At 65.7% G+C, this 13,287-nt stretch carries 15 protein-coding genes; all 15 read left to right on the forward strand.

Features of this window, described 5'->3' with window-relative positions; translation table 11 throughout:
• Positions 1-35 precede the first annotated feature (35 nt).
• Positions 36-1,172, forward strand: a complete 1,137-nt coding sequence (gene sctQ / locus BGK68_RS10115) for a type III secretion system cytoplasmic ring protein SctQ (RefSeq protein ID WP_075256994.1) — start codon at positions 36-38, stop codon at positions 1,170-1,172.
• Positions 1,166-1,828 (forward strand): type III secretion system export apparatus subunit SctR, encoded by a 663-nt coding sequence (gene sctR, locus BGK68_RS10120; RefSeq protein WP_075256995.1) that lies wholly within the window; start codon positions 1,166-1,168, stop codon positions 1,826-1,828. The genes sctQ and sctR overlap by 7 nt, the downstream gene beginning before the upstream one ends.
• 67 nt (positions 1,829-1,895) lie before the next feature.
• The gene (gene sctS / locus BGK68_RS10125) at positions 1,896-2,159 is read left to right on the forward strand and encodes a type III secretion system export apparatus subunit SctS (protein ID WP_013232831.1); all 264 of its coding nucleotides are present in this window, start codon (positions 1,896-1,898) and stop codon (positions 2,157-2,159) included.
• A 3-nt stretch (positions 2,160-2,162) separates the two neighbouring features.
• Positions 2,163-2,951 (forward strand): EscT/YscT/HrcT family type III secretion system export apparatus protein, encoded by a 789-nt coding sequence (locus BGK68_RS10130; protein ID WP_075256996.1) that lies wholly within the window; start codon positions 2,163-2,165, stop codon positions 2,949-2,951.
• Positions 2,952-2,966: 15 nt separating this feature from the next.
• The gene (sctU, locus tag BGK68_RS10135) at positions 2,967-4,082 is read left to right on the forward strand and encodes a type III secretion system export apparatus subunit SctU (RefSeq protein WP_075256997.1); all 1,116 of its coding nucleotides are present in this window, start codon (positions 2,967-2,969) and stop codon (positions 4,080-4,082) included.
• Positions 4,083-4,306: 224 nt separating this feature from the next.
• Positions 4,307-4,603, forward strand: coding sequence for a hypothetical protein (locus BGK68_RS28275; protein ID WP_233149284.1), 297 nt, complete (start codon positions 4,307-4,309; stop codon positions 4,601-4,603).
• Between the two features lie 78 nt (positions 4,604-4,681).
• The gene (locus tag BGK68_RS10145; RefSeq protein WP_075259768.1) at positions 4,682-5,086 is read left to right on the forward strand and encodes an EscI/YscI/HrpB family type III secretion system inner rod protein; all 405 of its coding nucleotides are present in this window, start codon (positions 4,682-4,684) and stop codon (positions 5,084-5,086) included.
• A gap of 15 nt (positions 5,087-5,101) precedes the next feature.
• Positions 5,102-5,974: a type III secretion system inner membrane ring lipoprotein SctJ gene (gene sctJ / locus BGK68_RS10150; RefSeq protein ID WP_075256999.1), complete on the forward strand. Its 873-nt coding sequence runs from the start codon at positions 5,102-5,104 to the stop codon at positions 5,972-5,974.
• Positions 5,975-5,994: 20 nt separating this feature from the next.
• Positions 5,995-6,612, forward strand: coding sequence for a hypothetical protein (locus tag BGK68_RS10155; protein WP_233149285.1), 618 nt, complete (start codon positions 5,995-5,997; stop codon positions 6,610-6,612).
• 24 nt (positions 6,613-6,636) lie between these two features.
• On the forward strand, positions 6,637-7,338 hold the full coding sequence (locus BGK68_RS10160; RefSeq protein WP_083657775.1) for a FliH/SctL family protein: 702 nt from the start codon (positions 6,637-6,639) through the stop codon (positions 7,336-7,338).
• Positions 7,339-7,461: 123 nt separating this feature from the next.
• Entirely contained in the window at positions 7,462-7,695 is a 234-nt protein-coding gene (locus tag BGK68_RS10165) for a hypothetical protein (protein WP_075257002.1), read from the forward strand.
• Positions 7,696-7,699: 4 nt separating this feature from the next.
• Positions 7,700-8,113, forward strand: coding sequence for a hypothetical protein (locus tag BGK68_RS10170; RefSeq protein WP_075257003.1), 414 nt, complete (start codon positions 7,700-7,702; stop codon positions 8,111-8,113).
• Positions 8,110-10,194: a type III secretion system outer membrane ring subunit SctC gene (gene sctC / locus BGK68_RS10175; protein WP_075257004.1), complete on the forward strand. Its 2,085-nt coding sequence runs from the start codon at positions 8,110-8,112 to the stop codon at positions 10,192-10,194. Before BGK68_RS10170 ends, sctC begins: the two co-directional genes overlap by 4 nt.
• 594 nt (positions 10,195-10,788) lie before the next feature.
• A complete protein-coding gene (locus BGK68_RS10180) occupies positions 10,789-11,481 on the forward strand; it encodes a toxin co-regulated pilus biosynthesis Q family protein (RefSeq protein ID WP_083657776.1) in 693 nt (230 codons plus the stop codon).
• Positions 11,481-13,286, forward strand: a complete 1,806-nt coding sequence (gene pilN / locus BGK68_RS10185; protein WP_083657777.1) for a PilN family type IVB pilus formation outer membrane protein — start codon at positions 11,481-11,483, stop codon at positions 13,284-13,286. The genes BGK68_RS10180 and pilN overlap by 1 nt, the downstream gene beginning before the upstream one ends.
• The last annotated feature ends 1 nt before the right edge of the window (position 13,287 follow it).

The raw sequence follows: 13,287 nt of genomic DNA on the forward strand, positions 1-13,287 counted from the left end.
GCCTGGTGCTTTCCTTTGCGACCCAACAGGCTGCCATGTCCGAATCTTCCAATGCCCTCTCCTCGTCGCCGCTGGCCTTGCCGCTGGATTTGCGCAGCGGTGCGCCGGTCATCGTCGCCGAACAGGCGCAATTGAGCCGGTTGCTCGGACGCGGCATGCGTATCGCGCTGGGCCGGGATGACATGGAGTTGCTGGCGCTACCGGCCTCGGCCACGGCAACATCGGTAGCAGCGGCGATGGCGCCGGACCTGCGACTGCAGACCGCGGACGGTGCATTGCTGCTGGCGCAGGGAGAGCGCTTGCTGGCGGGACTGACCGGCATCGATCCCGCCGCCAGCCGACGTGCCGATGGTAGCTTCGCACCCTGGCTGGCGGCGGCGCTGGCGGGACGTCTGCAGCAGACGGCGCTGGCCAGCCTGCGCGCCCTCCAGCCGTGCGCGGCGGGCGAGGCTACCCAAGCCGGCCTGGTCGCGCTGCGTCTGCGTCTGCGCGATCCGACCCATGCCATCGAGACCCTGGCCTGGGCAGCGCCCTCGCTATGGCGCGGCTGGCTGGAAGCCGCCGAACCGATGCAGATGCCCCTATCGGCCTGGTCAGGCCTGCCCTTGTCGAGCACGGTGCTGCTGGCCACACATCGCCTGCCCAGCAGGGCGATGGATGCGCTGCGGGTGGGCGACCTGCTGCTGCCTGAGCGGCCCTTGTTCGACATCCACGGCTACGGCCGCATGAGGCTGGGCGCACGCCAGTGGCGGGTGCGCCATATCGCTCACCAGCGCTTGCAGATCATTTCACAGGAGAATGCCTTGAACCATGAGACCGACCTGGCGCAATCGCCCGTAGACCTGGACGCCGACCTCGATGACGACGCCTTCCAGGATGCCGCCGAGGAAGGCCTGGAAGCTGACGCGACCGGTGCCAGCGCTGACGATGGCAACGATGGGCTGGATGGAGCGACTGAGCTTCCTTTGACGCTACACGTCGAGCTTGGCCGCTTGAACCTGTCGCTATCCCAGTTGCGGGCGCTGGGCGAACAGGTGGTGTTGGAGCTGCACGGCGCTTCCGCCCAGGCGCTGCGCATTACCAGCGCAGGCGTGGAACTGGGTCGGGGCGAGGTGGTGTCGGTGGATGGCCGGCTGGGTGTGCGCATCGTCCGCTGGAGCGGAGCATGCTGAGCGGGCAGTTCGATGTCGTTTCATTTTCGGTGCTGCTGGCGCTCATGGCGCTGGTGCCGCTGATGGTAGTGACCACCACTTCCTTTCTCAAGATATCGCTGGTGCTGCTGGTGCTGCGCAACGCCATCGGCGTGCAACAGGTGCCGCCGACGCTGGCCATCTACGGCATCGCCCTGGCCTTGTCGGTATTCATCATGGCGCCCACTGTGCAGGAGGTGGGCAAGCGCGCCATGGCGGTGGATGTGTCCCATCCGGCGTCTTCGCGCACCGTGCCCATCCTGGAGCGCGCCCAGGATGCCTTCGATCCGCTGCGCAAGTTCATGCTCAAGATGAGTCATGCCGAGCAGCGCGAGATGTTCCTGGCTTCGGCCAAGAAGCTCTGGCCCAAGGAGGCCGCCAGGGATGCCCAGCCCACCGATGCGCTGATCCTGATCCCGGCCTTTGTGGTTTCCGAATTGCAGACCGGGTATGAGATCGGCTTTCTGATCTATATCCCTTTCGTCGTGATCGATCTGCTGATCTCGAACCTGCTCATGGCGCTGGGCATGCAACAGGTGAGCCCGCAGACCATCACCATTCCGCTCAAGCTGTTGCTCTTCACGCTGGTGGGCGGATGGGCCAAGCTGCTCAACGCGCTGGCCATGTCCTATGTCTGAGCGGCGGGTCGCCTTTCCCATCACATTCAATCTCCGTTGAACCCACTTTGAACCCGAGGAGACGGCCATGGCCGATACCATCAACTTTTTCCAGCAGAGCCTGTGGATGGCCATCATGATGTCGGCGCCGCCGCTGCTCATTGCCACGCTGTGCGGGCTGGGCGTGTCGCTGATCCAGGCGGTGACCCAGATCCAGGACCAGACGCTGCCCTACGTGGTCAAGCTGGTGGCCGTGGCGGTCACCCTGGCCAGCATGGGCCGCTGGATCGGCGTGGAAATGTTGCGCCTGGCCGACCTGGCTTTCACCATGGTGCCGGACATCGGACGCTGAATCATGCCGGCTTCGCTGCTGCTCGATATCCAGGCGGTGTTGGTCACGATGGCGCTGGTCACGCCGCGCGTGCTGGTGTGTCTGGTAATCCTGCCTGGCTTCGGCCTGAACGTGCTGACCGGCCTGGCCAAGAACACCGCCGCCATGGCCATCGCCTTGCCGGCGGCGCTGCCGACCTTCCTGTTCGTGCAGCGCACCGCGCCGGACATGCTCACCACCGGCGTGATGGTCTTCAAGGAGGCCATGATCGGCCTGATGTTCGGCGTGCTCATGGCGATCCCCTTGTGGGTGGTGCAGTCCATCGGTTCCATCTTCGACAGCCAGCGCTCACCGATCCAGATCCAGGCCAACAACGCCAGCGTGGACCGCGATGCCAGCGCGGTAGGTGCCTTGCTGCTGCAGGCGGTCGTGCTGGTGATGGTGCAGGCGGGCATGTTTGCCGGCATGGCGCGCATCCTCATCGAAAGCTATGCGGTATGGCCGGCCTTCACGCTGGCCCCACCTTTCGAGCCCGGTCATTTCGACGTGCTGGTCAAGCGCTTCGGCGAGCTGCTCTGGTACATCGTGGTGTACGGCGCGCCGGTGCTCATTCCCTTGGTGCTCATCGAGTTCGGCTTTGCCATCGTCGGTGTGTTCGCCTCCAACCTGCAGGTGTCCTTCGCCTCGGCGCCGGTCAAGAGCCTGGTCGGCTTGCTGATCATGCTGCTGTACTGGTCGACCTTCTCGCATTACGTGGCTGGCGACTTTGCCCACCTGCTCGACCTGCTGACGGTCCTCATGGACCAGCGCTGACCCGGCAAGGATGACATGAGCGACGACAAGAACGAAGAACCGACAGACAAGAAGATCGAGGACGCCAAGAAGAAAGGGCAGATCGCCGTCAGCCGCGACCTGGCCCGGCTGGTGACGCTGGTGGCGGTGATGGAGGCGGCGTTGGCGTCCGACAGTCTGTGGCGCGGCGCGGTCTTCAATCTGATGGAAGGCGGGGTGCTGGGGGTGGGGCAGGATTTCCAGAGCGCCATGAACAACCAGCTGACGGCGGCGCTGATCTTCCTGGCCGTGGCCTTCTTCGCGGTGCTGGTGATCTGCCCGCTGGCCGCCGTGGTCGGGCACTGGGGCCAATTCGGCATGCTCATCGCTACCGAGGCGCTGGAGCCCAAGCTGGACAAGCTGAACCCGGTCAACGGCATCAAGCAGATCTTTTCCAAGAAGAAGCTGGTCGAGCTCTTCATCACCGTGGGCAAGGCCGCCCTGATTGCCGGCATGATGTATAGCGCCATCCACAGCCAGCTGGGCGCCATCTTCACCTTGGCCGGGGGCGAACCCAAGGACGTCTATGAAGCCTTCGTGACGCTGTTGCGCAATATCTTCCATCTCATCATCGTGGTCTGCCTGGTGCTTGGCGTGATCGATTACGCGGTGCAGAAATACTTCCACAAGAAGGACCTGATGATGGACCAGGAAGAGATCAAGCGCGAGTTCAAGGAATCCGAAGGCGACCCCATGGTCAAGGGACAGCGCAAGCAGCTGGCGCGCCAGTGGGCCAATGAAGCGCCCGCGGCCAAGACCGAGAAGGCCAATGCCGTGGTGGTCAACCCGACCCACTTCGCGGTGGCGATGTTCTATGACGCCGATGAGGCCATGGTGCCGCTCGTCCTGGCCAAGGGCCGCGACGAGATCGCCCAGGCGATGATCGCGCGCGCGCATGCCTGCGGCATCCCGGTGATCCGCCATGTCTGGCTGGCGCGCACGCTCTACGCCACCTGCCAGGACGACATGCCGGTGCCGCGCTCCAGTTACCAGGCCGTGGCGCAGGTCTATGCGGTGGTGCACGAGCTGGTCGCCAGCGGCGAAGTGCAGCGCGAAGTCGAACTGGAATCCCTGGGCGAGCCGCCCGAACGCGACACCCTCCCGAAAGGATGAACATGGCACGGCCACCCGATCTCAGCGAGCTGGTCAACACCCGTCCACCTGCGCCGCGCCGTCCCAGAGCATCGGCGGAAGAGCCGCCGGCGCAGCGCAGCTCGCCGTCGCCGGCCGCTGAACCGGTCACCCGGTATGGCCCGGAAAGCGAGGTGCCGCTGGGCGAGGCCGCGCCCGCGCACGGCGTCGAGCCGGAGATCGAATCGGCGCGCAGCCCGGCATCGGTGCCGATTGGGCGTGGCGAGGCTGGTCAGGAGCTCATCATCGGCAGCGGCGACCGCGCCCACCATCTGGCGCTGGCGCCGGGCGTTGGCCACAGCGTATTGCGTGCGCCGCGTCCCCCGCGCGGGCGAGAAGGACGGGGCGCGCCCGCACCAGGTGAGCCCTTGATCGCCCGCTCGTCCCCCGGATCGCGCGCCGATTGCCGCCGACGCTGCGGCCTGGGCGCATGCTGCGACCCGGCCTCGGAGCTGGGTTGCGGCGGCCTGCACTGTGCCGGTGGGCGCTACGCCACCCTCTGAATGCATAGCGCGGGAACCGGCAGGGGCGTGGCGCCCACCCACACACTGTCCAATCCGGATTCCGAGGGAGCCATCCACATGCAACAGGCCTCATTGCAGCAGAGCATTACCCCCAACGACCTGGCCGGTGGGCCGACCCGCGACGCCGGCATCCACATGGAGATCCAGCCGGGTGGGGCCCAGGCGGAGCATTTCAAGTCCATGTTCGAGCAATACCTCAACAAGGACGCCCTGCGGCTCAAGCCCAATACCCATTCGCTGGGCAGCGCGCTGGCGCAGCGGACTTCGTCGCTGGCCTCGGAGGTCAAGCAGGATCAGCTGTATGTTTCCAGATTGCTGGAGCAGGCCACCCGCACCGGCGATTCCATGCAGCTCATGAAGGCCATGATGGCGCTGAGCGACTACCAGATCCGCGTGCAGACCATCTCCAAATGCGTTTCCAAGGCATCGACTTCGGTCGATTCGCTGACCAAGCTCCAGTAACCCGAAAGGCGTCCGATGTCCATTACCGCCCGCATGCTGCGTATGGGCTGCCTGTTGCTCTTGCTGGCAACGCTGGCGGCCTGCTCCAGGATGGTTGTCCTGCAGGCCGCGCTCAATGACGCCGATGCCAATGAAATCATCCTGGTGCTCAACCGCAAGGGCATCGAGGTCGACAAACAGAAAGGCAAGGACGGCGTGACCTTGCTGGTCAAGGACGTGGAGCTGTCGCGCGCGACCGAAACCATGAACGCCGCCGGCCTGCCGCGCCGCAGTCTCTCCAATCTGGGCGAGGTGTTCAAGAAGCAGGGCATGATCTCTTCGCCCATGGAGGAACGCATCCGCTACATCCACGGACTGTCGGAAGAGCTCGAATCGACCATGCTGCAGTTCGATCATGTGGTCTCGGCGCGGGTCCATGTGGTGCTGCCAGAACGCATCGCGCCGGGCGAGCCGATCCAGCCGTCGTCGGCAGCCGTGTTCGTCAAATATCGTCCGCCGCTGGACGAGGATGCGGTGATGCCGCGCATCCGTCGGCTGGTGGCTTCCAGCATTCCTGGCCTGGCCGGCGAGGATGGCCGCAGCAAGGTATCGGTGGTGATGATGCCGGGCGAACCGCCCACGCCGGGCATCGAATGGACCATGCTGGGGCCCTTTACGGTGGCCGCAGCCTCCGCTGGCGGCTTGGCGCTGACGATGAGCGCCTTGTTGCTGACGACCTTGTCCAGCCTGGGTTACATCGGCTTGCAGCGCGCCTTGCGTCATCCGCGCGTGGCGCGGATGGTGGCCGAATTCGCCGCCCGCCGTATCAAGAAAGCCCAGGACAAGGCCAAGGCTCAGGCCCAGGCCAAGACCCAGGCGCCCGAGCCGACGGCAGGGCGCGGCACATGATGCAGGAGCGGATGGACCCGATGGCCGCGTCCGCACCGAGCGCCTCCTTCCTGGACTGGTGGTTTGCGCCGTGGCGCTATGCGCACAGGCCGCCGCCGCAGTGCCAAGGCATGTTGGCCCAGCGCGACGCGTATCGGGACTGGTGTCGGGTGGCCGGCGTCGCGGCGGACCTGCCGGACAGCGGCGACCTGCGCTGGCAGATGACGATACGCGACAGCGAGGAGTTCCATCACGCCGCCACCCTCTATGGCGGCCTCTTTGCCGCGCGCCAGCGCGATCAAGCCGAACTGGCCTGCCTGACGCTGCCGCAACGCCGCTGGTGTCTCAGCGTGGCGCTGACGCAGCCGCTGCAGCCCTGGTCGGGACCGCTGCCGGAGGATCTGCGCGCCATCGGCGCACGCGCACGCGGCATGGCCGAACTGGCGCTGCGGCTGGAACGCGCCTTTCCCGGTCTGTGGTCGCGGCTGCGCCTGCTGCTGCCGGAGCATGAGGCGTATCAACTGGCGCAGGTGTTGACGCCGGAGCTGTCGGCGTCTGCACCGTCATCCCCGCGTGAGCGCGAACGTAACTGCTGGCAGCTGTGCCTGACCCAGGCGCGCGCTGGCGCATCGTCAACCCAGGCCCTGTTGCGGGCCTGACCTTTAGCCTAAGCGAGTTCTTACGTGGCGCCAGCGACCCCTTCATTCCTTGCCGCAGAGCTTTGCCTGCCGCCCAGCCTGCGACCGCGCCACGGCGTGGTGAGCAGTGTCGATTTCCTGGTGACCGAAGACGCCCGCCTTGCCGCCGCGCAGCTGGTGCAGCAAGCCCAGGCCGAGGCCGCCGGCATTCGCGAGCAGGCCCGGGCCGACGCGCTGGCGGCCTTGCAGGATGAAGAGCGGCGCATCGCCCACGAAGCCGGCCAATTGCTGGCGCGCCTGCGCGAACGCGAGGCCAGCATGCTCGAGGGCGTCGCCGCTCTGGCGGTCGATCTGGCCCTGTCCATCTTCGAGCGCCTGCTGGCCGATACCGTGCCCCGCGAACGTGTGCTGGCCGCCTGCCGGCGCGTGCGCGAAGAAGCACCGCCCAAGCTGACCGAGGCCGTGGCCTGGCTGCATCCTGACGATGCCGCTGGCCTGGCGCAGGAGGATGCCTTGCCATGGGAAGTGCGCGCCGACCCTCGGCTTGCGCCCGGCACTTGCCGGCTGGAGGCGGCCAGCGGCGAATGGCGCGCCGACTTCAGCCTGGCGGCCGAGGCCTTGCGCGCCACCTTACAGCAATGGAATGCGCCGGAAGGCGGTGCGAAGGAGGACACGTCCGGCGTCGGTCAGGACGATGAACCGAATGACGATCCCGACCAGGAAGAGGAGGACGGCGAACAAAGTTGAGACTTTTCCAGGCGAACCGGATGACTGCTGGTGTTACCTATCGAGAGAACCACCTTAGTCAACCGACCGCCGGACCACCGCAGCACAAGCCGCTTGCCGGTCCGGCCCCTCGAGGAGCAGAGCATGTCAGCCCAATCCAATCCCTTCCTGCAGAACCTGCGCCAGCTCAATACCCGTTTCGATTCCACTGCTGCGCAACTGAGCGATTTCAATCGTCGCCAGGCCGATGGCGAACATCCCGATCCCGCCGAATTCATGGATCTGCTCAGCAAGCAGTCGGTGACCCGCACTGCCATGACGGCCCAGTTCGGCCTGATGCAGAAGCCGCTCAAGACCGTCCTCAACGAAACCCGCTGAGGCGATGGTTTCCCAGGAAATGGAGCAGTGGCTGCAAGCGCTGCCATTGGGCGAGCCGATCGACATCGGCGGTGAAAGCGTCTGCCTGCTGGTCGATGACGACGGCGCCGAGCTGGTGCTGGTGCTGCTGCGCGAGCCCAGCCAGGCGCAGATCGCCGAGGCCATGCGCAGCGGCTTTCAGTGCGCGCTCGACTTTGAGGCCGGCCTGGCCATTGCCGAGGACAGCGGGGCGCTGGTATTGAATCGCTGGCTGGCGCAGGCCGAGACCTGGGTCGATGTGGCCGAGGCGCTGGAGGACATCCTCAACCAGGCGGGCTTATGCCGCGTGGCGATGAAGCCGTCCACGGCGCGGCCGGCGCAAGAGGCAAACCGGGCCGAGCTGCGCATGCGCGCGGCCCTCAACGGGGGAACATCATGAAAGCGCGTGAGATCATCAAATCCTGGGGCATGGGCTTGCTGCTGGCAGGCTTGCTGTTGTGGGGCACCACCTTGCACGCCGCCGTGCCGCCGGCCTGGAAGGACGGCGGCTTTTCCATCAGCGCCAATGGCATGACGGTGCGCGGCGTGCTGGAGGAGTTCAGCCGTACCTATGGCGTGCGCCTGAACCTGAGCGCCGACGGCGCCCAGATCGTCAAGGGCCGGCTCAAGGCCGACAATGGCGTCGAGTTCCTCAACCGGCTTACCGGCGCGCACAGGATGCGCTGGTTCGTCTACAACGATACCTTGTACGTAACCCCGGCGGCCGACAACACCTCCTCGCGCATGCAGGTCGGGGAGGACGCCGTCATGGACGCCAAGGCGGCGCTGGTGGGCCTGGGCCTGTTCGACGAACGCTTCGGCTGGGGCGAGCTTCCCGACGAAGGCGTGGTGATCGTCAGCGGTCCGCGGGTCTATGTGGACCTGGCGCGCGAGGTGCTGATGCCGGCCGGCAAGAAGGAAAAGCTGCGCGGACGGCAGATCATGCTGTTTCGCCTGAAGTACGCCAGCGCCAATGACCGGGTCATCAATTCACGTGGCAAGGCAGAGACCATTCCCGGCATCAAGACCATCTTGACCAATCTGCTGATGGGCGCGCACGGCGGTGAGAAGGTGACCGGCAACAACCGCTTCGACGCCGACAGCCGCAAGCGCTCGCGCACCGGGCGCATTGCTCGCGGCGACGGCGACGAGGCCGCAGCGGAGTCCTCGGGCCAACGCTTTACGCCGCTGTTCTCGCCGCCGGGCGGCAATGGCCGCAATCAGCTCATGACCGGCGCGGGCAACGACAATGCCGGCGCAGGCGCGAGCGCTGCGCAGGAAGCCGAAGGCAAGCAGCCGCCGCGCATCGAAGCCGATTCCAGCCTCAACGCCATCATGATCTATGACGACATCGCCAAGCGCGACATGTACGCCGCCCTGATCAACCAGCTCGACGTCAAGCCGCAGCAGGTGGAGATCGAGGCGCTGATCGTCGACATCGACCGTAGCCGCCTGGCCGAGATGGGCGTGGAATGGGGCGCGCGGGCCGGGGTGGTCAATACCACCGTCAACGGCACCACCACGCAGTCCAGCGGCACCGACCTGCCGCTGCCGGGCGCGACCCTGCTCATCAGCGATGCGGCCCGCTTCTATGCGCGCCTCAAGGCCATGGAGTCCAACGGCGAAGCGCGCGTGCTGGCCACGCCCACCGTGCTGACGCTGGACAACGTGGCGGCCGTGCTGGACCTGAGCCAGAGCGCCTACGTGTCCCTGATCGGCGAGCGCGTAGCGGACATGTCGGACATCACCGCCGGCACCATGCTGCGGGTGATCCCGCGCATCATCGATGATGGCGGGCAGACGCGCGTGCGGCTGGAGGTCGACATCGAAGACGGTTCACTCAACAACGGCAACAACGACAGTGGAGCGAACTCTTCCGGCGGCACCGGCGCGTCCACCATCGCCGCCAGCGTGACCCGCTCCACCATCAACACCCAGGCCATCATCGATGCACAGCAGACCCTGATGATTGGCGGCTATCGTGCCGAATCGCTCATCCGTAACAAGCAGAAGGTGCCGCTGCTGGGCGACCTGCCGGTGGTGGGCGGACTGTTTCGCAGCGAATCGCGCTCCAACAGCACCCGCGAGCGTCTGTTCCTGATCACGCCGCGCATTACCAGCTTCGATGGAACACGCCTGGCTTCCAATGCTACTGCCGCGCGTGCTGGCAATGCGACGGCGGGGGCTGCAGGTGCAGCTGCGGCTGCGCCGTCGCTGCCGCCGAATGCGCCCGGCATGCCCAGCGCTCCCGTACCGGCGCCGAACCAGACTTCGCTGCCACTGCCGGCCCCCGCCGGGGCGGCCACTTCCGGCGGTGCGCCGCCGGTGATGCTGCCCTTGCCTGTAGGCGCGGCCACGCCCAGGGCGGAAGAACCCGCCACGGCGGCGGCCCCGGCTGGCGGATCGCTGATGGGGGTACGCATGCCCTTGCGCAAGACCGCCAACCGGTGTGCGCGACCGGGCAGCGTGGGCATGCTGTAGCGCGGCTGTGCTCGGCGAGAAAAATATTTCCTCAACGATGGAACCGCCCAGGTGAGCATCCGCACTCATGGATAGATCACCTGGCGTCAGTGACCGGTAGAGCAGCGCCGGGTGGCAAGAAAGCTAGTGACAAGAGCAGCAACAAAGGTAGCAAAAGGCAAGGGGGCTCCATACGGATCGCAAGACAGGGATCTGGACCGGAGAGGAAAGATGTCCGCCATCCAGTTCCAGGCGGTCATATTTGTTGAGAAATTTTTTCCGGCTTTTCGTTAATATCTGCGACAAGCCTGACAGACAGGACGCAGCAACAGTCCTGCAGGGAAGTGGCTCATCGCGAGGCGTACCGCGCCGATGTAGAGCTCGTCTGTCGCAACGACAGGCGATGCGGTGAGGAAGATGCAACGGTAGCAATCATCAATCGGCACAACCAGCACCAGCCAGTACCAACCAGCATCACTCAGCAGCAACGAACGTACCAGAAGGTCGGCGACATCGATGGCGCTGGCGGCCGTCGTCCGCCGGTGCGACCAGGACTCCGCAGGGAGCCGGGGACGGCGTTTGCCTTTTTTTAACGATGATGTTCATGGGAAGCATATGAATCGCACGATCACAGCAGGCAAGCATCGCAGTGGCCCCTTGGGCGCCGCCTGTGCCCTCATGTTCCTGGCCGCCCTGGGCGCGGCCGGAGAAGTCCGCGCCGCGGGGATCGCAGCGCCGGCCGATGTCGCTTCGGCGCTGTCGTTCTCCAGCGCAATCGACCAACGTTTCGAGCTGCTCGCCGGCGACACCGGCGCGGCCGACGATTGCCTCACGCAAGGCCCGGCCGTCGATACGGTCTTCATGCTGGCCAAGGCGGAGATCGATAAGAAGACGGTACGCGACAGCGCCTCGCGCAAGAAGGGACAGGCTGCAACCGTGACCGACGCGCCCGCCTCCGCAGCCGATACGCCATCGACCGCTGCCAGCACCTTGCCTGCCGCCACGCCATTGTCGGTTGCGCCGGCAGCTGTGGGCATTGCCGCTAGCGCCACGCGTGACTGGGAAATCATCGTCTCCGACAAGACCCTCAACGCCACCATGGCCCGCTGGGCTGCGGCGGCTGGCTGGCAATTGCTGTGGGAGCTGCCGGTGGACTACGCCGTGGAAGCCCGCACCCGCGTCAGCGGCACCTTCGAGGAGGCCGTGGCCATCGTGGCGCGCAGCATGGAAGGCGCCGAGATTCCGATGAAGGCGGTGTTCTATCAGGGTAACAAGGTCTTGCGCATCATTGCCAAAGGGAGCGAGTAATGAACCTGGCATCCATGAAATTGCCGATCCTCTTGCCCTTGGTGGTGGTGATGGCGGGCTGCAGTGCGCTGGCTGATCGCATCGAGGGCAACGTCAACCAGGAAGGCGATCGCGCCACGCGGCTGAGCCGCGATGTCGGTCGCACCGCGCCGGGTTCGGTGCTGCCTTCCACTCCGCTGGTCAAGCACGAGTCCGGCATCTGGCTGGGCAAGACCGCCATCAAGCTGGGACAGCCCTCGTTGCCGCCGATCTTCTATGAGCCGACTACCTTCGACCGCACCATCAATTCGCTGACCGAACTGGCCGAACGCATCACCTTGCGCTCCGGCGTGCCCAGCAAGGTGACGCCGGATGCGCTGGAGGTCTCCTCGGCCGCCTTCCGACTGCGCGGCGGCGGCATGCCTCTACGTCCTGGCATGATGGGCGCGGCCCCATCTCCGGGCGGCGGTGCGCCGGTCGCCATGCTGCCGTTGCCCCTGGGCGCACCGGGTGAAGGACAGAGCAGCCCGGTGCAACCCGGACGGGGGCCGGCTGCCAGCACCGGCCAGACCCAGCCGACCTTTACCGACCTGCCCAATGGCGTGCGCATTGCCTATAACAGCGGTTCGCTCAAGGGCTTGCTCGATACGGCGGCGGCACGCTTCGGGGTGTCCTGGAAGTTCAGTGAAGGGGTGATCCAGTTCTTCCATACCGAATCGCGCAATTTCCAGATCAGTGCGATTCCGGGCGACTCCACCTTCTCGGCCACCGTGACCAGCGGGGCGACGTCCACCGGAGGAACGGCCGGCACCAATGGCGGTGGCGGCAGTGGTGGTAGTGGCGGTGCGGGCAGCGGCGGTGGCGGCGTCAATGCCAACAACACGCAGAATACCGCCGTCGCCTCCAAGCTCTCGGTCTATACCGGCATCGAGTCGGCCATCAAGGTGATGCTCTCGCCCTATGGCAAGGTGCTGGCCTCGCCGGCCACCGGCTCGATCACGGTGGTGGATACCCCTGATTCGCTGGATCGCATCGCCACCTACATCGACGGCGAGAACAAGTCGCTGTCGCGCCAGATCGCCATCAACGTCACGGTCCTGTCGGTCACCTTGAGCGACGATGACCAGTACGGCATCAACTGGAGTGCGGTGTACAAAAGCCTCAACAGCACCTTCGGCATCGCCAACGCCTATGAGGGTGCATTGAGCACTGGCCTGGTGTCGTTCACGGCGGGCATTCCCAGTAGTGGAACCTCGGGCTTTTCCGGCAGCCAAGCGGTGATCCAGGCGCTATCCCAGCAGGGCAAGGTCAGGCGCCAGACCACCGCTTCGGTGGTCACGCTGAACAACCAACCGGTGCCGGTGCAGGTGGCGCGCCAGACCACCTATCTGCAATCGCTGCAAAGCTCGCTGGTGGCGCAGGTCGGGACCACCACCTCGCTGACGCCAGGCGTGGTGACGGCCGGCTTCAACATGAGCATCCTGCCGCACATGCTGACCAACGGCACGGTGATGCTGCAGTTCTCCACCGATATCTCGACGCTGCGCCGCATCCGCCAGATCACGGCCAGCACCGACTCTTCCGGCAGGGCCACGGCGCTGATCGAATCGCCCGAACTGGATACGCGCAACTTCCTGCAGCGGGTGGCGATGAAGTCCAACGAGACGCTCATCATCAGCGGCTTTGAACAGACCGATGAAAACCTCGGCCGCAGCGGCGTGGGGGATCCGAAGAACCTGCTGCTGGGCGGCGGCGTCTCGGCCGCCACCAACAAGGAAGTGATCGTGGTGCTGATCACCCCGGTGGCCATGGGCTCTGCCTCGTAAA

The sequence above is a fragment of the Herbaspirillum camelliae genome (assembly GCF_001929405.1).
In the GTDB taxonomy this organism is placed as follows: domain Bacteria; phylum Pseudomonadota; class Gammaproteobacteria; order Burkholderiales; family Burkholderiaceae_D; genus Herbaspirillum; species Herbaspirillum seropedicae.